This is a genomic window from Vibrio sp. Hal054, from assembly GCF_037162405.1.
Taxonomy (GTDB): Bacteria; Pseudomonadota; Gammaproteobacteria; order Enterobacterales; family Vibrionaceae; genus Vibrio; species Vibrio diazotrophicus.
On sequence record NZ_JARLUT010000001.1, the window covers coordinates 2,692,188 to 2,716,012 of the forward strand.

Sequence of the window (23,825 nt, forward strand, 5' to 3'; positions counted from 1 at the left end):
ATATCCATGAACGAAATCATTTCGACCGTTTATGCTGAAGGTGCGCTCCTCATTATGTGGGGCGCACTTTTGCTGCATTACATTCTGCCTATTCCGAGAGCTTCTCACCCTGCAATTTTGTGGCACAAGTTTGCCGAAGTTCTCGCTGACAAAGTCAACACCAACAACAATTACTCTCAAAGTATCATTTCCGGCACACTAGCTTGGCTGCTAATGATCATCCCTGCACTGCTGTTCTGTATCGCATTAAAACCTCTTGTCTGGCAGCCGCAACTCTATGAATTAGCACTACTGATCTTGGCTTTAGATTGGCGTAACAACGGCCAACTCGCGAACAAATTAGGTAAGGCCTTGGCAAAAGAGGACAAAGTAGGTGCTCGTAAACTGCTTGAACCTTTTGTGAATAGAGAAACCAGCACCCTATCTACTGTAGGACTGGGCAAAGCAGGTGCTGAGACCATTATTCTAGGTTATGGCCGTAACGTTGCTGCCGTGCTTTTTTGGTATGCTTTATTGGGTGCAACAGGGGCATTTATCTATCGATTAATGGCTGAACTTGCTCGCGCTTGGTCGCCTTCTCGTTCTCAGTTCAATCCTTTTGGATTGCCAATTGTTCGCACTATCGCAATATTAGATTATTTACCATTAAGACTGTTTAGCTTGTTCATTACGTTAGGCAATAACTCGGGTAAAGCTCTGAAAACCATCAAAACTCAGAGCCGTTCTTGGCCACTACCTGGCCCCGCTTGGCTACTCTGCGCAATCGGTGGGAAGCTCGAATTGGCTTTGGGTGGCCCTGCAATCTACGGGGAACAAAAAGTAGTGCGAGCCAAGATAGGTGGCCGTATTGTTCCTTCTGCACTGCACTTGTCTCAAATACATAGCTTGATCGCTTGGCGACTCTTTCTATGGATTTTTATCGAAAGCCTTCTACTTCTCGTCATTCATAAAGGAATATAAATGCGTTTTTGGTCACTCGCCTTCACTGCTTTACTACTTGCATCACCCACTCAAGCAGACCAATCGGTTCAGCGCATTATCAGCCTAGCTCCACATGCAACAGAGTTAGCCTTTGCCGCTGGTTTGGGCAATAAACTTGTCGGCGCAACGGATTACAGTGATTATCCAGAGAAAGCCAAAAGCATAGAGAGAGTTGCGAACTATCAGGGTATTAAGTTAGAGCGGATCATAGCGCTTAAACCTGATCTGATTATCGCTTGGCCGAAAGGTAACCCAGCAAAAGAGATTGCCAAACTTAAGCAGCTCGGTTTCAAGTTTTACAATTCCCAAGTTAATACACTTGACGATATTGCCACCAATATTGAAGCTCTCAGTCAATACGCAGATGACCCACAACAAGGGAAACAGGCAGCAAAAGATTTCCGCGAACGTTTGAATACGCTGACGTCTGAACTCTCAGGAGCCACACCTGTTCGCTATTTTTATCAACTCAGTGAAAAACCAATCATCACTTTGGCACAAGACAGTTGGCCAAGTGAGGTATTTCGTTTTTGCGGTGGAGAAAACATCTTTGAGAACAGTTCGACACCATATCCTCAAGTTGGGATCGAGCAAGTGCTGGTCGCTCAACCAGATGTTATTTTCACCTCTGCACACGCCATTGCTAACGGAAATATGTGGCTACGTTGGAAAGATGAAATTCCAGCAGTCAAACAGGGGCATGTTTGGTCTCTCAATTCAGACTGGATCAATCGCTCAACGCCTCGCACACTCAACGCGATTGAAGAAGTTTGTCACTACTTTGAGCAAGTAAGAAACAATTAACAGCTCGATAAAAAAGTCTTACAATCCACCACCTTTCGATAAACCTATTTTTGGTAGCGCATAACATTGGATACCTCATTACTTTATTTAATCGATATGTTTGGTACGGCTATTTTCGCTATTTCAGGCGTATTGCTAGCTGGTCGTTTAAAAATGGATCCTTTCGGTGTCACTGTATTGGCGAGTGTTACAGCTATCGGTGGCGGGACTATCCGAGATATGGCTCTTGGTGCGACACCGGTGTTCTGGATAAAAGATACAACTTATATCTGGGTCATTATCGTTACTTGTATTTTAACCATGCTATTAGTGCGCAGACCAAAACGTATTCCTTGGTGGGTTCTGCCGGTCTGCGATGCTGTCGGCTTGGCTTTTTTCGTTGGTATCGGTGTTGAAAAGGCACTGATGTACCAAGATTCAGCCGTGATCGCCATCATTATGGGGGTAATTACTGGCTGTGGCGGTGGCATTATCCGCGATGTACTGGCAAGAGAAATCCCAATGGTTCTGCGTAGTGAAGTCTACGCAACGGCATGTATTGTGGGCGGTGTATTCCATACAACCGCATTAGCGATGGGTTATGACAATTCCGTCGCACTTCTTTCAGGCGTTGCGTCAACGCTGATCATTCGTCTTGGTGCTATCCGCTGGCACTTATCACTGCCAACCTTCGCTCTCACTAAATAGAAATAGAGCCGCTCGACGTGGCTCTTGTCAGCTCTCATAGGTTTACATCCAAGATAAACGAACCACTGTCCTCATCGATAATATGAGGATAAACTAACTCAATCGATTCCTAATTCTCATTGGACAAAATATGCTGTTGGAAGGCATTGAAACGCTATTGGTTCTTAGCAAGCAGAAAACGATGAGCCGAACTGGCAGCCAACTGTATATCAGCCAGTCAGCCGTCAGTAAAAGAATTGCCAATTTAGAAAACAAGTTAGGGAAAAAGCTCATAGCTCCCGCTGGGCGACATATAAAGCTGACCGCTGAAGGTCAGCAACTCATCGATAATATTGAGCCAACTTTCAATGAACTAAGAGGCATGATCTATGAGAATCAAGCCCTTGAAGACAACACGCTTATCCGCATTGATTGTTCAGAAACACTTGTGGCAGGCTACTTAACGAAAGTAATGGCGGCATACCGTAAGAAAGATCCCCACTTCACCATTACCACCAACCACACTCCACGTATCGTAGAACATGTTCAATCAGGCAAAGCCACCATAGGTTTTTGTGCTGGGTATCTACCCGGTAATCATGGCCTTATGACTTTTCATTTGTATGATGAGCCATTCTGCATTGTCAGTAAGAACCACCTAACCCATTTGCCAAGTGAGATCATTACTAATGATCTCACCAATACCGCTAACACTTATCAGGCTGCATTTCTAGATAAGTTGGGTATTACACCTGTGATGGAAATGGATTCTTATATGGCGTCAGCCCAGCTCGCACTAGAAGGCGTGGCTCCAGCTTTAGTACCACTTTCTATGATCAATACCCTGCAGATAGATGCGCGTTATTGCTTTAACTTTACCGATCTCACACCGCTAATCCGCCCTATTCACATCTGCCTAAGAGCAACCAACTACCGTACAGAGCGGGTTAAAACATTGATAGAAACCATTGTGAGTGCTGTTCCCACAAAAGCTTAGACGCCATCAGTATTGACATCAGGATCACAAGTGGGCGTATCCATTTTTGTCCTTTAGATATGACAACTTTGGCACCAACACGAGCACCAATAAACTGCCCGACAGCCATGACCAAACCTAACTTCCAGATAGGTAACCCAGCAATAACGAAGAATAGCAGCGCTGCGATATTTGATGTGAAGTTAAGAACTTTCGTTCTAGCCGTTGCTTCAACCAAAGTAAAATGACCTAAAACGACAAAACACACAGTGAAAATGGAACCTGTACCCGGGCCAAAAAATCCATCGTAAAAGCCCACACAGCTTCCGACACTATAGGCAAATGCAGCTTCTGAAAGCGGTTTTTTACCGGAGTCAGCCCTAGTCTGCGGCGCGAATAGAAAGTAGAGAGAAATCGCAACCAATAGAATGGGAATTAAACTCGTCAAGAATGACGTATCAAACTGTTGTACCAGCAAAGCCCCAGTTGCGGCACCAATAAAAGTACACACAATGGCAAGTCGCATATCTTTAAGATTAACGATACCACTGCGTACGAAATACATACTGGCAGAGAAGCTACCAAAAGAGCTTTGGAGCTTATTTGTCGCCAAAGCATTGGTTGGGGGAACACCTGCAGCCAAAAGTGCTGGAAGTGTTAATAAGCCACCGCCACCAGCCATCGCATCAATAAAACCTGCTGCGCCAGCAACAAAAAACAAAATGACTAATATATCTAACGAGACTTCCATGACATTCCACAACCAATACGACCGAGTGGCTAAAGTATCACTGAGTAAGTGATTGAAATAGTGAAACAACAGAACACAACCTATTCCAATAATTCATCAATGATATAGATAGTCTTTCATCTTCAAACGTTAGCTTTGCCAAAATACAGGCCTAAAAAAGCCCGCTCAAATGAGCGGGCAATGAGGTTGTCAGATAAACCTTAGGTTTATCAATTTATTATTCATTACGCTAAGCTAGCTTTCACTTTAGCGTGAAGTTCTTGTACTGATGTTACTGATGCTTTCGCGTCAGCAGTGTGAGACATACAGGTTGCGAACGCTGCATTCAGCGTTGTTGTGTAGTTCACTTTCTCAGCCAAAGCACCACGACGTAGAACTTTAGAATCTTCAATTGCTTGACGACCTGACGCCGTGTTCACGATGTAGGTGTATTCATTGTTCTTGATACGGTCCAGAATGTGTGGGCGGCCTTCATGAACTTTGTTTACCAAGCGAGGGTTAATACCTGCTTCACCTAGAATCACAGCAGTACCGTGAGTTGCATCTAGTTGGTAGCCCAGTTTCACTAGCTTAGAAGCAAGGTCAACAACGCGCTCTTTATCACCTTCACGTACTGAAAGCAGTGCTCGACCACCTTCTGGGTAGACTGAACCACAGCCTAGCTCCGCTTTCGCGTAAGCTTCAGCAAATGTTGCACCTACACCCATAACCTCACCAGTAGAACGCATTTCTGGGCCTAATAGCGGGTCAACGCCAGGGAACTTGTTGAACGGCAGTACCACTTCTTTTACTGAGTAGTATGGTGGAATGATCTCTTTCGTGAAGCCTTGTTGCTCAAGAGTTTGACCAGCCATAACACGTGCAGCGATTTTCGCTAATGGTGCACCCGTTGCTTTAGATACGAATGGTACTGTACGTGCAGCACGTGGGTTTACTTCGATGAGGTAAACTTCGTTATCTTTCACAGCAAACTGAGTGTTCATCAAACCGCGTACACCAAGTTCGAAAGCAAGTTTCTCTACTTGTTCACGCATCTTGTCCTGAATCTCTTGGCTTAGCGTATATGCTGGAAGCGAACATGCTGAGTCACCAGAGTGAACACCTGCTTGTTCGATGTGTTCCATGATACCGCCGATAACCACACGCTCACCGTCACAGATAGCGTCGATATCCACTTCTGTAGCGTCATCTAGGAAACGGTCTAGCAGAACTGGAGACTCGTTTGACACGCTTACTGCTTCGTTGAAGTAACGACGCAGGTCTTGCTCGTCATAAACGATTTCCATCGCACGACCACCTAGAACGTACGAAGGACGTACAACTAGAGGGAAACCAATTTCTTTTGATTTCTCAATCGCCTGTTCCATTGTTGTTACTGTAGCGTTTTCTGGTTGTAGTAAACCTAGACGCTCAACAGCAGCTTGGAAGCGTTCACGGTCTTCTGCACGGTCGATAGCATCTGGGCTAGTACCAATGATAGGCACGCCAGCCGCTTCTAAAGCACGAGCCAGTTTCAGTGGAGTTTGACCACCGTACTGAACGATAACGCCTTTTGGCTTTTCAACACGTACGATTGCTAGCACATCTTCCAAAGTTACTGGTTCGAAGTACAGACGATCAGAAGTGTCGTAGTCTGTTGAAACTGTCTCAGGGTTACAGTTAACCATGATAGTTTCGTAGCCATCTTCACGAAGTGCTAGAGATGCGTGTACACAACAGTAGTCAAATTCGATACCTTGACCGATACGGTTTGGACCGCCGCCAAGAACCATGATTTTGTCTTTGTCTGTTGGGTTCGCTTCACACTCTTCATCGTAAGATGAGTACATGTAAGCGGTATCTGAAGAAAATTCCGCAGCACAAGTATCAACACGCTTGTAAACAGGGTGGATATCGTACTGGTCGCGTAGACGACGAATTTCGCTTTCAGAAACACCAAGGAGTGCTGAAAGACGTGCATCAGAGAAGCCTTTACGCTTCATATTCTTCAGAACATCTTGAGTCAGACCAGCAAAACCGCCAGCTTTCACTTGCTCTTCCAACTTAACCAGTTCTTCGATTTGAACGAGGAACCAACGGTCAATATTGGTTAGATTGAATACGCCATCGACTGACATACCAGCACGGAATGCGTCTGCGATGTACCAAATACGCTCTGCACCAGCTTCTTTTAGCTCGTGGCGGATTTTAGTCAACGCATCTGGTGCATCTAAATCAACCATTTCATCCAAGCCGTTCACACCAACTTCTAGGCCACGAAGTGCTTTCTGTAGCGATTCTTGTTGGTTACGACCGATTGCCATTACCTCACCAACAGACTTCATCTGGGTAGTTAGGCGGCTATTTGCACCTGCAAATTTCTCGAAGTTAAAGCGAGGAATCTTAGTCACAACGTAGTCGATAGTTGGTTCGAATGATGCTGGCGTTGCGCCACCAGTGATGTCATTCATTAGCTCATCAAGAGTGAAGCCAACTGCCAGTTTCGCTGCGATTTTCGCGATTGGGAAACCTGTTGCTTTAGAAGCAAGAGCAGAAGAACGAGATACACGTGGGTTCATCTCGATGATAACCATACGGCCATCTTTCGGGTTGATACCAAACTGAACGTTTGAACCACCAGTCTCGACACCAATTTCACGCAGTACTGCTAGCGATGCATTACGCATTAGCTGGTACTCTTTATCCGTTAGCGTTTGAGCTGGTGCTACCGTGATTGAGTCACCTGTGTGAATACCCATTGGGTCAAAGTTTTCAATCGCACAAACGATGATACAGTTGTCGTTCTTATCACGAACAACTTCCATCTCGTACTCTTTCCAACCAATGAGAGATTCATCGATAAGCAGCTCGTTAGTTGGAGAAAGATCCAAGCCACGGCGACAGATTTCTTCGAACTCTTCTTTGTTATAAGCGATACCACCACCAGTACCACCCATAGTGAATGAAGGACGGATGATACATGGGAAACCAACCATATCTAGGACACGGTAAGCATCTTCCATTGTTTTAGCAGTATCAGCGCGTGGACATTCTAAACCGATAGACTTCATTGCTTTATCAAAGCGAGAACGGTCTTCAGCTTTGTCGATTGCATCTGCAGTCGCACCAATCATCTCTACGCCGAACTCTTTAAGAACGCCATTTGCTTCTAGAGCAAGCGCACAGTTAAGAGCCGTTTGACCACCCATTGTTGGAAGAATCGCATCTGGGCGCTCTTTCTCGATGATCTTACGTACAACTTCCCAGTGGATTGGCTCGATGTATGTTGCATCAGCCATTTCTGGGTCAGTCATGATAGTTGCAGGGTTTGAGTTTACAAGAATAACTCGGTAGCCCTCTTCGCGCAGTGCTTTACACGCTTGAGCGCCAGAGTAGTCAAACTCACAAGCCTGACCGATAACAATTGGACCTGCACCTAAAATAAGAATGCTCTGAATGTCAGTACGTTTTGGCATTATCTACTACTCCAAATTAAGCGCGGTGTTGTTTAATCAATTCAATGAAGTGGTCAAATAGCGGTGCAGCATCGTGCGGACCTGGGCTCGCTTCTGGGTGACCCTGGAAGCTGAATGCCGGTTTGTCCGTACGGTGAATACCTTGTAGAGAACCGTCAAATAGAGACTTGTGCGTTGCACGTAGGTTCTCAGGTAGCGTTGCTTCGTCCGCAGCAAAACCGTGGTTTTGAGAAGTAATCATTACCACACCACGATCAAGATCTTTAACCGGGTGGTTTGCACCATGGTGGCCAAACTTCATTTTTACTGTTTTAGCACCTGAAGCCAACGCTAGGATTTGGTGACCTAAACAGATACCAAATACCGGCAGAGCTTTATCAAGGAAAACTTTCGTTGCTTCAATCGCGTAAGTACATGGCTCTGGGTCACCAGGGCCATTCGATAGGAATACGCCATCTGGGTTCATTGCTAGTACTTCTTCAGCTGAAGTTTCTGCAGGTACTACAGTTAGACGACAACCACGGTCAACTAACATACGTAGGATATTGCGTTTCGCACCAAAATCGTAAGCCACTACATGGTATGGCAACTCACTGTCATCTTTAGGTTCAGGTAGGCCACCTTCCAGTGTCCACGAACCTTGTTTCCATTCATACGCTTCTTTAGTCGTTACAACTTTCGCTAAGTCCATGCCTTTAAGGCCTGGGAACTCTTTAGCTTTAACCAACGCAAGAGCTTCATCTAGGTTATCGCCTGCCATAATGCAACCGTTCTGAGCGCCTTTCTCACGTAAAATGCGCGTAAGTTTACGCGTATCGATATCAGCAATACCGACGATATTTTGTGATTTAAGGTAATCAGAAAGAGATTTTTCACTACGGAAGTTAGAAGCGATAAGAGGAAGATCGCGAATCACAAGGCCTTGTGCATGAATTGAAGAAGATTCTTCATCTTCGGTATTAGTGCCGGTATTGCCAATGTGAGGATAAGTTAGTGTAACGATTTGTTGAGAATAGGAAGGATCAGTGAGGATTTCTTGGTACCCCGTCATCGAGGTATTAAAAACGACTTCACCAACGGATGAACCATCTGCCCCAATGGACACTCCGCGGAACACTGTCCCATCTTCTAGGACTAACAGTGCTGATTTACTCAAGACAACCTCCAGAATAAAAATGCATAAAATTTAAATTAAATTGCAAATTTGCCTTCCTGTTCGCGTGAAAATCATGCTCTAGGCTAATTTTGACAAATTGGCGGTATTTTAGAGATCGCTGTGACCTATGTCAACGTTAGCAGATAAATTAAACTCAAATTTATTACCTTAGAGCTAAAAAAGAGCTCTAACCCATCAAAAAAGCATGTTTTACTCATTCAAAAACAACATTTATAGGGCTTTGATTTTAAATTAGACAAAAATAGTTTGTTAATAATCGAAATCAGCGCAAAAAAAATAAGCAAACGTTAATATCATTTTTTTATTGTCAAAAATAAAGGAAAGTTGGAGAAATCAACCTCAACATGACAAAATTACTTAAAAAGTTAAAGGATAAGCTAAATTATAGGAAAGAAAATTTGATTAGAAAATGTTAGAGAAATTCTTATGCGCCAAGCGAACTTGACGCATAATTATGTAATTACAGTTCATTCAAACCTAGTACATCAGTCATGGTATAAAAACCTGCTGATTTTTGATTCAACCAAACTGCAGCACGAATAGCGCCGTTGGCAAATGTCATTCGATCTGTTGCCTTATGAGTGATCTCTACTCGTTCACCAATATCAGCAAACATAGCAGTGTGTTCACCAATGATGTCACCAGCGCGAATGGTCGCAAATCCGATTTCATCTCTAGTTCGTTCCCCAGTGATACCTTCACGCGCGTACACAGCAACATCATTGAGTTTGTTGCCCATTGCTCCAGCAATGGCTTCACCCATACCAATCGCAGTACCCGATGGAGCATCCACTTTGTGTCGATGGTGCGCTTCGATAATTTCGATATCGCAGTAGTCACCCATTACTTTGGCTGCCTTCTCTAGCAGCTTGAATACTAGGTTCACACCTACACTGTAGTTTGGGGCCATCACAATAGGGATAACTTTCGCGGCTTCATTGATCAGCTCACGCTCTTCATCGGTAAAACCCGTAGTACCAATGATCAGCTTCTTGCCATGCTTCTTACACAGTTCAATGTTCGCTAGTGTGCTCGCTGGTGCCGTGAAATCCACGATAACATCGAAGTTATCGACCGCTAACTCCAGATTATCCACCAAAGCGACATCAAATCGACCAACACCACATAACTCACCAACATCCACTCCGACGAGAGAAGACTCAGGACGCTCAGATCCTGCACCCACTGTTGATTCTGAATTATGATGTGCTGCTTTGACCAGATTGCGGCCCATACGTCCAGCTGCGCCTGCAATTGCAATTCTTACCATTGCAAATTTCTCCATTTACTCGTGACTACGCAGTCCTGCATAGTGTTATTCCGATTTACGCTTTTTAAACTACCAACTATCGAGGTTGATAGCTAGCACTTAAGAAAACTCTTTAATAACACGTTCGAGGATTGGAACATTGGCTTCTGGAAACTGATAATTTGCGAGTTCTGCAATGTCTACCCAAAGTCCTTCTTGCCCTTCTTTGCCATATGGTTCTTTGTTGAAGTTACTGATGACGATGAAGTCAAACTTCAGTGATTTTTCTGGGTAATCGTATTCCAGATGCTCGAACAGATGCTGCTCCGTCACTTCAATGCCAATTTCTTCTTCAAGCTCACGAGTCATGGCTTGTTCAACGCTTTCACCTTCTTCAACTTTGCCACCCGGAAATTCCCAGAAACCACCTTTGTGCAAATTGTCTGGGCGTTTAGTGATAAAGATTTGTGATTTATCCTGATTGAAGATAATACCCGCCACGATATGAATTCGTTTCATCTGTGTTCCTTTGTCTTTCTTTACTTAAAAAAAGAGCCGCCTAAGCGACTCTTTTCTATTTATTTTTATTAGGCAATTTTGCCATGGCACTGCTTATACTTCTTGCCTGAGCCGCAAGGACAAGGTTCATTACGCCCCACTTTACGTTCAGCTTGAGATTCAGACTCTTCGCCATTCGCATTGGCGTGCTGAGCTTGACTCATACGAGCCGCTTGCTCTGCTTGAGCACGGCGTTGCTCCTCCATACGCTCAACTTCTTCTTGTTGTTGAACACGTACTTTAGAAAGAATCGCGATCACGTCTGACTTCAGTGACTCTAGAAGCTCTTCGAACAGCTCAAACGATTCACGCTTGTACTCTTGTTTCGGGTTCTTCTGTGCATAACCACGTAAGTGAATGCCTTGACGCAGGTGGTCCATAGCAGCAAGGTGCTCTTTCCACAGTGTATCAAGAGTCTGTAGCATTACAGATTTCTCAAAGTTACGCATCACTGAAGCGCCAACCACTTCTTCTTTGTTCTTATAAACCGTTACCGAGTTTTCAAGAATACGTTCGCGAAGTGCTTCTTCATACAGTTTGTCGTCTTCATCCAACCAAGACTGGATAGGCAGATCAAGATCGAAATCGTGCTTCAAGCGATCTTGTAGACCGGCGATATCCCACATGTCATCAAGTGATTGTGGTGGAATGTATTGATCGATCACCGATGTCATAACGTCAGCACGGTTTTGTTCGATCATTTCGCTAATATCGTCAGTGCTCATCAACTCATCACGAAGTTCGTAAACGACGCGACGCTGATCATTGGCAACATCATCATATTCAAGAAGCTGTTTACGAATGTCGAAGTTACGACCTTCAACTTTACGCTGAGCTTTTTCAATTGAGCGAGAAAGCATCTTAGATTCGATCGCTTCACCTTCTTCCATACCGCTTTGAATCAAGCTTGCCATACGGTCTGAAGTGAAAATACGTAGCAGTGTGTCTTCCATTGACAGATAGAAACGAGAAGAACCCGCATCACCCTGACGACCTGAACGACCACGTAGCTGGTTATCGATACGACGTGATTCGTGACGCTCAGTACCAATGATATGTAAGCCACCGGCTTCTAAAACTTGATCGTGAACTTTACGCCATTCCGCTTTAATTGCGTCAATTTGCTCTTGAGTTGGATTGTTTAGCGATTCAACTTGCATCTGCCAGCTACCGCCAAGCACGATATCCGTACCACGACCAGCCATGTTAGTCGCGATAGTGACTGAACCTGGTTTACCCGCTTCAGCAACGATTTCCGCTTCTTTCTCATGGAACTTCGCGTTCAGTACGCTGTGTTTGATCTTTGCTTTCTTCAGTGCATTAGACAGCAATTCAGATTTTTCTATCGAAACCGTACCAACCAGTACAGGCTGACCTTTTTCAACACAAATTTTAATATCTTCGATGATAGCAGCAAACTTTTCAGCTTCTGTACGGTACACCATATCCGGCATATCGTTACGAATCATAGGCTTGTTAGTTGGAATAACCACTGTTTCCAAACCATAGATTTGTTGGAATTCAAATGCTTCTGTATCTGCTGTACCTGTCATACCTGACAGTTTTTCGTATAAACGGAAGTAGTTCTGGAAAGTAATCGATGCCAGGGTTTGGTTTTCGTTCTGGATCTTAACGCCTTCTTTCGCTTCAACTGCTTGATGCAAACCATCAGACCAACGACGACCAGGCATAGTACGTCCGGTGTGTTCATCAACGATAACGACTTCACCTTCTTCCGTCACAATGTAGTCGACGTTTTTCTCAAACAGAACGTGAGCACGTAGCGCAGCGTTCACATGGTGAAGCAGACTGATATTCGCAGGAGAGTAAAGTGTATCGCCCTCTTGCATTAAACCATTCTTAACCAGCAACTCCTCAACAAATTCCTGACCAGTTTCAGTGAGGTAAACCTGCTTAGATTTCTCGTCTACAGTGTAGTGACCATCACCGCGGTACTCCTCAGAGTCTTCTTTATCTTGAAGCTGCAGAGACGGAATAAGAGTGTTAATGCGAGTATAGAGCTCAGAACTGTCTTCAGCCGGACCTGAGATAATTAATGGTGTACGTGCTTCATCAATAAGAATTGAGTCAACCTCATCGACAACAGCAAAGAAACGTTCACGTTGCACGCGGTCTTCAGGGCGGAATGCCATGTTGTCACGAAGGTAGTCGAAGCCAAACTCGTTGTTTGTTCCGTATAAGATGTCTGCTTGGTAAGCTTCTTTCTTTGCAGGTGGCGACATGTTAGGTACGTTGATACCAACTGTCAGACCTAGAAATTCAAATAATGGACGGTTTGTTTCTGCGTCACGCTTAGCTAGGTAGTCGTTCACTGTAACAATGTGAACACCTTTGCTTGGCAATGCATTCAGGTACGCTGGAAGCGTTGCAGTCAGTGTTTTACCTTCACCTGTACGCATCTCTGCTATTTGACCAGAATTCAGTACCATACCGCCGATAAGCTGAACGTCGAAATGACGCATGCCAAATACACGCTTCGAAGCTTCACGAACAGTAGCAAACGCTTCTGGTAGTAATTGGTCTAGATTTTCACCTTGCTCAAGACGTTGACGAAACTCTACCGTTTTAGCCTTTAGCTCTTCATCGGACAGAGCTTCAAATGCAGGCTCATAATTATTAATTTCTTTTACAATTTTTCTTAGGCGGCGAAGTGTTCTGTCATTACGACTGCCGACCACTTTTGTCAGTAGCTTAGTTATCATTTCTTGTGAATCTCTCTTTGCTTAGATCGTCCGCGATCTCTAAATGCCTTCAGTCTCTACCTGTTTTCAACTAAGGATACTGAGATAAATCATGTATCTTCTGATATTGTGATGATGACGTTTATTTTCAAGACACTAGTGGCGCATAGTTTAAGTAATTTTTCGTTCAACAACCAATAACATTAGGACTTGTTTGCTTTGAGCTTTGTATTTTGTGCACTAAGCCCAATGTTTTAGGCTATCGGGCACTAAAGAATACATCTTCAATCGCTCATTTCAGTCAGCAAAGAATCGTTATAGAATGCTGCAGAACTTTATAAAAGGAGTGCGGAATGCGAGATCATCGCCCCACATCTACAGACGAATTGATTGAGTCATCTCGGCTGAGTAAGTTACAACAGCACGCGAAAGAGATCATCCAGATCAACCAAATATTAAAAACGCTTTTGCCTAAAGGTATTGAACCACATATAAGAGCGGCAAACGTTCGTGGTGGACATTTAGTTTTGGAAGCCGCTAGTGCATCGATCAAAATGAAAGTGGACTATGAGCGGTTGAATATCCTCAACCAGCTGAGAAATCAGGGCTTTGGAAAACTGATCAGCATTGAAATAAAGATCAACCCAGCGATTTATCGCACCCAAAAAGGTTCAAGCAAGGATCAAAAAGAGGCAATTCCTCGCCCCCCACTTTCAGAAAATGCCGCTTCATCGTTGTTAATGGTTGCTCAAAATGCCAACCCTAAGGTTAAACAACGATTAGAGAACATCGCAAAACTCGCGAAAAAGTAACTTTTAAAATATAAAGTAGTTTTACCAACGATAGACACAAAAAAGCCAGACTTAGTCTGGCTTCTTAAAATCTTGATGTTTTACGCTAGAACCACGTTTGGGTCTGCAAACGCTACTGGTGAACCTACTTCCTCTTCGAAAGTCGCCCACTCCCAAGCTTCTTGATCTGCCAATACTTTACGTAGTAATTGGTTATTCAGACCATGACCTGATTTATAAGCACTGAACTCACCAACAATAGCATGACCACACATGTACAAGTCACCAATTGCATCAAGTACTTTGTGAGTCACAAACTCGTTAGCGAAACGCAGGCCTTCTTCGTTAAGAATGCGGTAATCATCCAAAACGATAGCACAGTCAAAGCTGCCACCTAAACATAGGTTTTGCGATTGCAAGTACTCGATATCACGCATGAAACCGAAAGTACGAGCGCGAGAAATCTCTTTGATAAAGCCTTGAGTTGAAAAATCAAACACTAAGCGTTGATCGTCACCATCGATTGCTGGGTGGTCAAACTCAATTTGGAAATCCATTTTGAAGCCGTTATGTGGACGCATTTCAGCCCACTTATCACCATCTTCAAAACGAACTGGCTTTTTAATACGGATGAATCGCTTAGGCGCGTTTTGAGTCTCGATACCTGCTTGTTGAAGAAGGTATACAAACGGACTCGCACTACCATCCATAATTGGAATTTCTGGTGCATCCACTTCGATAATGACGTTATCAATACCCATACCAGCAAGAGCTGCACTTAAGTGCTCTACAGTAGAGATACGAATGCCTTCATCGTTAACTAATGCAGTACACAGCATAGTGTCGCGTACAGATTCTGGGTCAGCTGGAAAATCAACTGGTGGATTTACGTCAGTACGACGGTAAATAATACCTGTGTTTGCAGCGGCTGGGCGAAGAGTAAGCGTGACTTTACGACCAGAGTGGAGACCCACACCAGTTGTTTTCACTATCTCTTTCAGAGTACGTTGTCTGATCATCTGTTTGCCTCTAAATCAATGCCACAAAGCTCGGCCGGTAACTTTACCGACCGACATATTACCAAAATTTTGAACACTGTCAAATTGTGGCGGTATTTTAATCAGCCTGACGACGTAAAAACGCAGGTATATCCAGATATCCACTCTCTTTTTCTGGCTTCGGAGCAACATTCTGCCCTTGGCTAGAAGAAGAAGAGGTATTTGACGTCGGTGAAGGCTGTACTTTCACTTCTGTCTTTTCATGCAAAGGTTGTGCCGGTTTCTCTTCCACTTTTGCTGCTACCGCAACTTGTGGTTGAGTGACTGGTGCAACTTTCGCTTTACCGCCTGCAACTAAAGTAATATCTGGTTTTCTTTCGTTACCAATACCTGTAGCTACAACCGTTACGCGAATTTCATCTGCCATATCTGGATCTAACGATGTACCGATAACGACAGTTGCATTGTCAGAAGCAAACGCTTTAACAGTGTTACCAACCGTTTCGAACTCATCAAGTCTCATATCCAGACCAGCAGTGATGTTAACCAATACGCCGCGAGCACCAGCAAGATCGATGTCTTCAAGTAGAGGACTTGAAATTGCCATTTCAGCAGCTTCTTCAGCGCGGTCTTCACCTTTGGCAATACCACTACCCATCATAGCGTGACCCATTTCAGACATTACGGTGCGTACGTCTGCAAAGTCCACGTTAATCATGCCAGGGCGAGTGATTAGCTCTGCAATCCCTTGTACTGCATTCTTAAGTACGTCATTCGCGCTAGCAAAGGCTTCAAGTAAAGTGATACCACGACCCAGTACTTTCAACAGTTTTTCATTTGGAATAGTAATCAAAGAGTCAACATGTTTAGAAAGCTCTTCAATTCCTTGTTCAGCAAACGCAAGACGTTTTTTACCTTCAAAGCTAAATGGTTTAGTCACTACAGCAACGGTTAAGATGCCCAGTTCTTTTGCCACTTCAGCAATAACAGGAGCAGCACCAGTACCGGTACCGCCGCCCATACCAGCTGCGATAAACACCATATCGGCACCAGCTAGTAATTCTTTAATTCGATCTCGGCTTTCTAGAGCTGCATCACGTCCCACTTGAGGATTAGCACCTGCGCCCAAACCTTTAGTGATATCACCACCGATTTGAATGACGCTGCTTACGCTGGTTTTGCGAAGTGCTTGTGCATCCGTGTTGATACTGATGAATTCCACGCCTTCAATGGACTCACGCACCATATGTTCTACAGCGTTACCGCCGCCGCCACCAACTCCAACAACTTTAATTACCGCGTCGTCAGACATTTCCATCATCGGTTCAAACATGTGTTATCTCCGTTTTTCCTGCAACTCAGGTTAAAACTCTTTTTGTATCCAATTACGCAAACGACCAAATACACTAGACACTGATTGGCGCTTAGGCTCTTGAAACTCAATGTCGTCATTAATTTGACTGTCTTTCGCGTAATGAAGTAAACCAACTGCCGTAGAATGATACGGCTCTTTAACGTAATCAGTAAGTCCACTCACTTCGAGAGGCTTACCTACCCTAACTTGATTGCGGAATACACGCTCTGCACATTCCACTAAACCTTCAATTTGCGAAGCACCACCAGTTAGAACAACACCTGCAGCTAAATGGTGCTTAATGCCTTCTTTTCGCAAATTCTCTTGGACACTATCGATAGTCTGGTTAACTAAGCCCATTAACTCAGTGTAGCGAGGCTCAATCACTTCCGACAAGGTTTGACGTTGTAAACTTCGTGATGGTCTTCCGCCAACACTTGGTACGTTTACCGTATCGTCCTTACTCACCAACTCACTTAACGCACAGCCGTACTTAACTTTGATCTCTTCAGCGTCGTTAACTGGGGTGCCGAAAGCAAACGCTATATCGCTTGTAACCGCATTGCCCGCGTACGAGAATACTTCTGTATGTCTTAGCGCACCACCAGTCCAAATAGCGATATCCATCGTACCTGCACCAATGTCAATAACACACACACCAAGCTCTCGCTCGTCTTCAGTGATAACAGCATTACTTGCTGCTAACCCTGAATACACTAACTGCTCAACTTTCAATCCGCAACGTTCAACAGCTTTAATAATGTTTCTTGCCATATCACTATGACAAGTAATCAAGTGCACGCTGACTTCCATGCGTACTCCCGATAATCCTAGCGGATTTTTTATACCTTCCTGATAATCAATCGTAAATTCTTGAGGAATTACATGCAAAATACGCTGTTCCTCACTAATTTTAATCGACTTCGCGGTATGAATAGCACGATCCATATCTTCTTGAGAAACTTCGCCCTCAGAAATAGTTCCCATGCCTTTTTCAATTCTACTTGTAATATGTCGACCAGAGATCGATAGAAACACATTACTAATTTGGCACTCAGCCATCAATTCAGCTTGGTCAATTGCACGCTGAACCGATTTAACCACCGACTCTAGATCATTTACGCCGCCTTTATCCATTCCTCTGGAAGGGCTGGTACCTGCGCCAATGATATTAATTTGACCGTCAGGAAGTAATTCACCAACTAAGGCTGAAACGGTGGCTGTGCCTATATCGAGACCAACAATTAATTTGTCATCAGCTGTTTTACTCATCTGTGCTCTCTTGCGCTAATTCTTGATCAGGAAACCAACCAACGGCCGCTCCGGTATCGTATCTGAGATCGATATAACTCACACGTTCAGCATCATTACCTAGCTGCTTGTAGAGTAAAAAGAAACGGTTAATTCGCTCTTCTAAAGACTCTTTTCCTAATTCTAAGCGAATTCCATTGTCTAAAATAATTTGCCAAGCTCGACGCTCGTTTAATACCAGAGAGGATATATTTAAACCAATCTGCTGAAATTTAGGGCTGTATTCTTTCCAAATATTTAAAACTTCAGGTGCACTGCCATCTGGTCCATATAGTTTGACATGTTCTTCATTTACTTGAGCAATATCGCCATTAAAGACAATACCTTTATCATCAAGCAACGAATTACCATTCCAAATAGCTTTAACCTGATATTCAGTTAAAAATACTTTTATTGTGTCTGGCCACTGTTTGCGGATTGAAGCATGAGATACCCAAGGAATTGACTGAGCACTGGATTGCAGCTCGTTAATATCCTGCGACATAAATGTGCCAATATGATCAAGTTGACCAAAAGCACGCTGAACATCAAACGCGGATACGTATTGTAAGTCACCTTGCAAAACTATCTTTGAGAGCGGCAGCCTCTCTTCATCCCACATCCAACTGATCGTTGAATACAACAAAACACCAACCAACAACAACACCATAAGTAAAAAGCTGGCACCTACGATGTGCTCTCTGACTAATGGTGAACGGGACATATTACGACCTTGAGAAAATGTACTATTTATCAAAGTTCGTTGTTCCTGTTGACGACTGGCAATTTAATTCCCTATTTCAATGTACAATAGAGGCAAAAGCAATAACTTTAACCTAAGGATTATACTGAGGACACTAAAAGTATCAAACACTCAAATAAATAAAACTGGTAGGAGTACCACCAATATCACGAATGGGACACCCATAAGCAACGAATTTAATATTTTTGCATCTTTTCAATATTCAATTGTAAAGATTGTAAGTGTTTGGCTACTTTGCCCACATCACCAGCGCCTTGAGTCAGAACTAAGTCACCATCTTGTAATACATTGGCTAACACAGCAGGCAAAGTCTTACTATCTGAAACGAAGATAGGGTCAACTTTTCCTCGACTACGAATGGTTCGACAAAGTGAACGACCATCTGCACCTGCAATTGGCTTTTCACCTGCAGAATAAACATCCAGCATAATCAGTACATCGACCTGCTCTAGCACATTAGCAAAATCATCATAGAGATCGCGAGTACGAGTATAACGGTGTGGCTGGAATATCATCACCAGACGCTTATCAGTCCAGCCGCTACGAGCAGCTTTGATGGTAACGTCCACTTCTGTTGGATGGTGACCATAGTCGTCCACCAGCATTGCAACACCATTACCGGTTTCGAATTCACCTAAATGGTCAAAGCGACGACCTGTACCTTGTGTACTAATCAATGCTTTTAGAATGGCTTCATCACTGATGTCATCTTCCGTCGCAACCGCTATTGCAGCCGAAGCATTGAGAGCATTGTGGCGGCCTGGAATGTTCAGCGTAATATCTAAATTCTGTTTTCCTTTACGAACAACCGTGAACTGGCCTTGTTGTCCTTGCTGACGGTAGTTTTCAATACGCACATCCGCATCTTCAGAGAAACCATAAGTGATAACCTGACGGCTAATTCGTGGAATCAGTTCACGAACCACTGGATCATCAATACATAAAATGGCTTGACCGTAAAATGGCAGATTATGCAGGAAATCGACAAACGTCTGTTTCAAGGTTTCAAAATCGCCACCATAAGTATCCATATGGTCAGCTTCAATGTTGGTCACAATGGTAGCCATTGGCTGCAAGTGAAGGAATGATGCATCACTCTCATCGGCTTCAGCAATCAGCACGCGGCTTGAGCCTAAACGAGCGTTTGTGCCCGCGCTTTTCACTAAACCACCGTTAACAAAAGTCGGATCCATACCTGCTTCGGAATAGATTTGAGTCACTAAAGCGGTAGTGGTTGTTTTGCCGTGCGTACCCGCAACTGCGATACCATGACGGAAACGCATCAACTCAGCTAACATCTCAGCGCGACGTACAATTGGAATACGCTTTTCACGAGCCGCTTGAATTTCTGGGTTTTGCTCATTGATCGCCGTTGATACAACCACCACACTTGCTTGGTCAATGTTCGACGCTTGATGACCAATGAATACAGACGCACCGATACTTTCTAAACGTTCGGTCACCGCATTAGCCGCGATGTCAGAGCCTGTGATCTGATAACCTTCATTTAGTAACACTTCCGCTATACCGCTCATACCTGCACCACCTATGCCGATAAAGTGTATGCATTTAACTCGACGCATTTCAGGCACCATTGCTCGGATTTGAGCTAAGTCTTGAGTATGTTTGATCTTCATGAATAGGTTCTCATTTCTCAGTAATAGCGATAATGGCATCAGCAACCACTTGGTCTGCATCTAATTTTGCTGCTTGACGAGCTTTGTTAGCCATATCTAATAATTGGGTACGTTCGAGTTGAGCAATAGTTTGACTGAGCTTTTCAACCGTCAATTGCGGTTGTTCTATCATTTTGGCTGCGCCACATTCTACTAAATGATCGGCATTCAGTGCTTGTTGCCTATCTTTGTGTATAAATGGGATGAAAATAGCAGCAACGCCCGCTGCTGAAATTTCTGAAACCGTTAACGCACCAGAGCGACAAACTAACAAATCCGCCCATGCATAAGCTTGCGCAACATCATCAATAAATTCGGTTACCTGAAAGTTCTTAGCACCAGCCACTTGGTAAGCTTGCTCAACTTCCGCTTGATTGTCTTTACCAGCCTGATGACGCACTTCATAGCCTTCGCCTAATTTAGCCATCACTTCCGGTAATGTTTGATTGAGAATTCTAGCACCTTGGCTACCGCCCATGACCAACACACGGATAGGGCCACTGCGTTCAGCAAGACGTTGATTCGGCTCGGGCAGTTCAACGACATCCGTACGAACAGGGTTTCCGACCACAGGCGCATTCGGAAATGCACCATTAAAAGCCTGAAACACTCGCGATGCAATTTTCGATAACCACTGATTGGTTAAGCCTGCGACCGCATTTTGTTCATGCAGAATAACGGGGATACCTTGCAACCAAGCAGCGATACCACCAGGTCCGCTGACGTATCCGCCCATACCAAGTACCGCATCGGGTTGCCAAGCTTTCATGTGGCGTCTGGCTTGCAAAATGGCATTAATGATTTGAAAAGGCGCTTTAATCAAACGAGCAATACCTTGTCCACGCAGCCCTTTTACACGAATAAAATCAATCTCAATGCCATGCTTAGGTACTAAGTCGGCTTCCATACGGTCAGCCGTACCTAACCAGCGAATTTCCCAGCCTTGCTGTTGAAGCTTCTTCGCCACTGCCAATCCCGGGAAAACGTGACCGCCAGTACCACCAGCCATCACCATTAAACGTTTCTTATTCTTCATCCGTATTTTCTTCTATCTGTCGAACTCGTTCTACTCGGCATTCATGATCAATACGAAGCAAAATAGATACTGCTACCGACATAACAATTAAACTGGAACCACCGTAACTAATCAGGGGTAAAGTAAGACCTTTGGTTGGCACCATACCAGCGGCAGCACCAACGTTAACCAGCGTTTGAAAAGCAAACCAGATACCGATACTGAGTGCCAAATAGCCACCAAACTGGTGGTCATGTTCAAATGCCTTTTTACCGATGAAAGCCGCTTTGAGAACCAGACTAAATATCAGCATTAAAATCAGTACTACGCCAACAAAGCCAAGTTCTTCACCTACGACTGCAAATACGAAGTCGGTATGCGCTTCAGGAAGGTATTCCAACTTCTGAATGGAATTACCTAGTCCCTGACCCAACCACTCACCACGGCCAAACGCCATCAGTGATTGAGTTAACTGATAACCGCTTCCGAACGGGTCATCCCAAGGGTCAAGAAAAGAAGTTACACGGCGTATACGATAAGGTTCTGCGGCAATGAGTCCGACAATCACCAAAATACCGGCCACCATTAAGGCGAGGAACTGGGACAACTTCGCACCAGCAATAAACAACATGCCGAACAAAGTCACCAGCATCACAACCACAGTACCTAAGTCCGGCTGCAACAGCAGCAATACCGCTAACGCCATAAACACCAAGATAGGTTTGATGAATCCGCCAAAGAAAGTCTCCCGAACTTCATCCTGTTTACGAACCAAGTAACCCGACATAAAGATGAACAGTGACAGCTTTGCGACCTCTGCTGGCTGCAAGTTAAATAGCCCCAAAGGAATCCAGCGAGATGCACCGTTAACCGATTTACCACCGATCAATACAACAACTAACAGAAAAAAAGATATAGCGAGTAATGCAGAGCTATATTGAGACCAACGCTGAATAGGTATTTGCAAAATGACCGATGAGGTAATGATTGCTAATAACAAGAACAGAGCATGGCGAAACATAAAGTGGAACGGTTGATCCGTTAGCCTTGAACTGATCGGAAACGATGCGGATGTCACCATCACAAGACCAATCAACATTAAACCCAATGCTATCCAGACGAGCTGACGATCAAACAAAGCCTCTGGGGAGGGTGTTCGTAGCCACTTATGAATAGAATTTACTGGTTTAAATCGTCCCAAAACATTACCTTTCGATTACTTGACTCTTAGGCGCAAGTTACTTGTCTGCAAATTGTTTAGCTAGAGCGGCAAACTGCTCGCCTCGGTCCATAAAGTTCTTAAACTGATCCATGCTGGCACAAGCAGGTGACAGTAACACCATATCGCCTTGTTTTAGCTCAGGATGAATGGTTTTAACTACCTGTTCCATTGTCTCAAATCGACGTGCAGACGAGTGAAGAGGCATAAACTGATCGCCATCTGCGCCAAAACAACAAAGTTTCAGAGGTAAAGTTGCGAATACAGGCTTGAGCGAAGAGAAATCTGCGCCTTTACCGAGTCCGCCAACCATCAAATACAAACGCCCTTCCAGAGATAAACCTGATAGCGCCGCTAGCGTGCTTGCTACGTTTGTGGCTTTCGAGTCATTTACCCACTTAACACCATTTTTGTCTTCAACCACCTGACAACGATGCGTCAATCCGGTGTAAGACTTCAATGCACTGAGCAGTGAGTCACTGTAATCAATACCAGCCGCTTTAAGTAACGCCAGAACAGTTAATACATTGGCTACATTGTGACGCCCGACTAAGCTCAGCTCTGCCGATGGTAATACAGCTTCATCAACAGCCATTAACCACTCTTGCCCTTGGTTCTCTTTAGTGTAGAAATCCGCAGGATTATCTAAGCCAAAACTCACCAGATTAGCGCTGTTTGAATCTGGATAGGTTTGACGATCATCGGCGTTCACAACTAAGGTTTCAGCATGTTCAAAGATGCGTAATTTAGCTTGGCGGTAAGATTCCATACCGTCATAGCGATCCATATGATCTTCAGAAAGATTTAAAAATGCTGCCGCTTTAAGCTTTAGGCTGGAAGTCGTTTCAAGTTGAAAACTCGACAGTTCAAGAACATAAAGATCAGAATCTTCAGAGAGCAAATCGAGCGCTGGAACACCGATATTGCCACCAATCGAAGTTTTAATCCCAGCCGCGTTGCCTAGCACACCCATGAGGTCGGTAACTGTACTTTTACCATTGGAGCCCGTAATTGCGACTACTGGTTTTTGCACTTGCCAAGCAAACAGTTCGATATCACCTACTACAGGAATATTGGCGGCAATCGCTTGTTGAACCTGCGGTGTCGCTAACGCAATCCCCGGATTTGCCACGATCATATCTGCGGCCAACAACCAATCCATATTCCAGCCGCCGCTATGTAAAGCGACGTCTGCTGGAAGCTGTTCTTTGCTCGGCGGATTTTCGCGAGTATCAATCACTTTCACCTCAATTTGAGGATGAAACTTTCGCAGATAATTAACGACAGAGAGCCCGGTAATACCGAGCCCTACGACCACAACATGCTGAATGCCTTGCCAACGGTCCATTTTAAATCCATATCCTTTGGGGATATTCCCCAATCATTATTTCTGTTTAGCT

General features: G+C 44.2%; 19 protein-coding genes. 5 read left to right on the plus strand and 14 right to left on the minus strand.

Going from position 1 to position 23,825, the window contains the following annotated elements; translation table 11 throughout:
- The first annotated feature begins 6 nt into the window (after positions 1 to 6).
- From P4S58_RS12470 to P4S58_RS12485, 4 genes are all read left to right on the plus strand, one after another.
- On the plus strand, positions 7 to 960 hold the full coding sequence (locus P4S58_RS12470) for a cobalamin biosynthesis family protein (protein WP_337164173.1): 954 nt from the start codon (positions 7 to 9) through the stop codon (positions 958 to 960).
- A complete protein-coding gene (gene btuF / locus P4S58_RS12475) occupies positions 961 to 1,785 on the plus strand; it encodes a vitamin B12 ABC transporter substrate-binding protein BtuF (protein ID WP_337164175.1) in 825 nt (274 codons plus the stop codon).
- Between the two features lie 66 nt (positions 1,786 to 1,851).
- Positions 1,852 to 2,472, plus strand: a complete 621-nt coding sequence (locus P4S58_RS12480) for a TRIC cation channel family protein (protein WP_102963587.1) — start codon at positions 1,852 to 1,854, stop codon at positions 2,470 to 2,472.
- 130 nt (positions 2,473 to 2,602) lie between these two features.
- Positions 2,603 to 3,448 carry a LysR family transcriptional regulator gene (locus tag P4S58_RS12485; RefSeq protein ID WP_337164177.1) on the plus strand — a complete coding sequence of 282 codons (846 nt, stop codon included), beginning with the start codon at positions 2,603 to 2,605 and terminating at the stop codon, positions 3,446 to 3,448.
- Here P4S58_RS12485 and P4S58_RS12490 read toward each other — a convergent pair.
- From P4S58_RS12490 to secA, 6 genes are all read right to left on the minus strand, one after another.
- Positions 3,399 to 4,178: a TSUP family transporter gene (locus tag P4S58_RS12490; protein WP_102968281.1), complete on the minus strand. Its 780-nt coding sequence runs from the start codon at positions 4,176 to 4,178 to the stop codon at positions 3,399 to 3,401. The two genes, P4S58_RS12485 and P4S58_RS12490, sit on opposite strands and share 50 nt — an antisense overlap.
- A 224-nt stretch (positions 4,179 to 4,402) precedes the next feature.
- Complete coding sequence (gene carB / locus P4S58_RS12495) at positions 4,403 to 7,633, minus strand: carbamoyl-phosphate synthase large subunit (protein ID WP_102954424.1); 3,231 nt, start codon at positions 7,631 to 7,633, stop codon at positions 4,403 to 4,405.
- A 16-nt stretch (positions 7,634 to 7,649) separates the two neighbouring features.
- Complete coding sequence (carA, locus tag P4S58_RS12500) at positions 7,650 to 8,789, minus strand: glutamine-hydrolyzing carbamoyl-phosphate synthase small subunit (RefSeq protein WP_102968282.1); 1,140 nt, start codon at positions 8,787 to 8,789, stop codon at positions 7,650 to 7,652.
- A 481-nt stretch (positions 8,790 to 9,270) separates the two neighbouring features.
- Complete coding sequence (dapB, locus tag P4S58_RS12505) at positions 9,271 to 10,080, minus strand: 4-hydroxy-tetrahydrodipicolinate reductase (RefSeq protein ID WP_042480423.1); 810 nt, start codon at positions 10,078 to 10,080, stop codon at positions 9,271 to 9,273.
- Positions 10,081 to 10,179: 99 nt separating this feature from the next.
- Positions 10,180 to 10,578, minus strand: coding sequence for an 8-oxo-dGTP diphosphatase MutT (gene mutT, locus P4S58_RS12510; RefSeq protein WP_102963592.1), 399 nt, complete (start codon positions 10,576 to 10,578; stop codon positions 10,180 to 10,182).
- A 68-nt stretch (positions 10,579 to 10,646) separates the two neighbouring features.
- The gene (gene secA, locus P4S58_RS12515; RefSeq protein WP_042480427.1) at positions 10,647 to 13,340 is read right to left on the minus strand and encodes a preprotein translocase subunit SecA; all 2,694 of its coding nucleotides are present in this window, start codon (positions 13,338 to 13,340) and stop codon (positions 10,647 to 10,649) included.
- 332 nt (positions 13,341 to 13,672) lie between these two features.
- Here secA and P4S58_RS12520 point away from each other — a divergent pair, with 332 nt between their 5' ends.
- Complete coding sequence (locus P4S58_RS12520; protein ID WP_042480431.1) at positions 13,673 to 14,131, plus strand: DUF721 domain-containing protein; 459 nt, start codon at positions 13,673 to 13,675, stop codon at positions 14,129 to 14,131.
- An 80-nt stretch (positions 14,132 to 14,211) separates the two neighbouring features.
- Here the strand turns inward: P4S58_RS12520 and lpxC are convergent, their stop codons facing one another.
- The 8 genes from lpxC to murD all read right to left on the minus strand — a co-directional run bounded on the left by lpxC (position 14,212) and on the right by murD (position 23,773).
- Complete coding sequence (gene lpxC, locus P4S58_RS12525; protein ID WP_042480433.1) at positions 14,212 to 15,129, minus strand: UDP-3-O-acyl-N-acetylglucosamine deacetylase; 918 nt, start codon at positions 15,127 to 15,129, stop codon at positions 14,212 to 14,214.
- Between the two features lie 97 nt (positions 15,130 to 15,226).
- Positions 15,227 to 16,441 carry a cell division protein FtsZ gene (ftsZ, locus tag P4S58_RS12530; protein WP_042480436.1) on the minus strand — a complete coding sequence of 405 codons (1,215 nt, stop codon included), beginning with the start codon at positions 16,439 to 16,441 and terminating at the stop codon, positions 15,227 to 15,229.
- 30 nt (positions 16,442 to 16,471) lie between these two features.
- Positions 16,472 to 17,734: a cell division protein FtsA gene (gene ftsA, locus P4S58_RS12535; RefSeq protein WP_042480439.1), complete on the minus strand. Its 1,263-nt coding sequence runs from the start codon at positions 17,732 to 17,734 to the stop codon at positions 16,472 to 16,474.
- Complete coding sequence (locus P4S58_RS12540; RefSeq protein WP_102954427.1) at positions 17,727 to 18,476, minus strand: cell division protein FtsQ/DivIB; 750 nt, start codon at positions 18,474 to 18,476, stop codon at positions 17,727 to 17,729. Before P4S58_RS12540 ends, ftsA begins: the two co-directional genes overlap by 8 nt.
- A gap of 215 nt (positions 18,477 to 18,691) precedes the next feature.
- Positions 18,692 to 20,152 carry a UDP-N-acetylmuramate--L-alanine ligase gene (gene murC / locus P4S58_RS12545; RefSeq protein ID WP_102954428.1) on the minus strand — a complete coding sequence of 487 codons (1,461 nt, stop codon included), beginning with the start codon at positions 20,150 to 20,152 and terminating at the stop codon, positions 18,692 to 18,694.
- Between the two features lie 10 nt (positions 20,153 to 20,162).
- Positions 20,163 to 21,227 (minus strand): undecaprenyldiphospho-muramoylpentapeptide beta-N-acetylglucosaminyltransferase, encoded by a 1,065-nt coding sequence (gene murG / locus P4S58_RS12550; RefSeq protein WP_337164180.1) that lies wholly within the window; start codon positions 21,225 to 21,227, stop codon positions 20,163 to 20,165.
- Positions 21,217 to 22,407: a cell division protein FtsW gene (gene ftsW, locus P4S58_RS12555; protein WP_337164181.1), complete on the minus strand. Its 1,191-nt coding sequence runs from the start codon at positions 22,405 to 22,407 to the stop codon at positions 21,217 to 21,219. The genes murG and ftsW overlap by 11 nt, the downstream gene beginning before the upstream one ends.
- A 37-nt stretch (positions 22,408 to 22,444) precedes the next feature.
- Positions 22,445 to 23,773 (minus strand): UDP-N-acetylmuramoyl-L-alanine--D-glutamate ligase, encoded by a 1,329-nt coding sequence (gene murD / locus P4S58_RS12560; RefSeq protein ID WP_337164182.1) that lies wholly within the window; start codon positions 23,771 to 23,773, stop codon positions 22,445 to 22,447.
- Between the last annotated feature and the right edge of the window lie 52 nt (positions 23,774 to 23,825).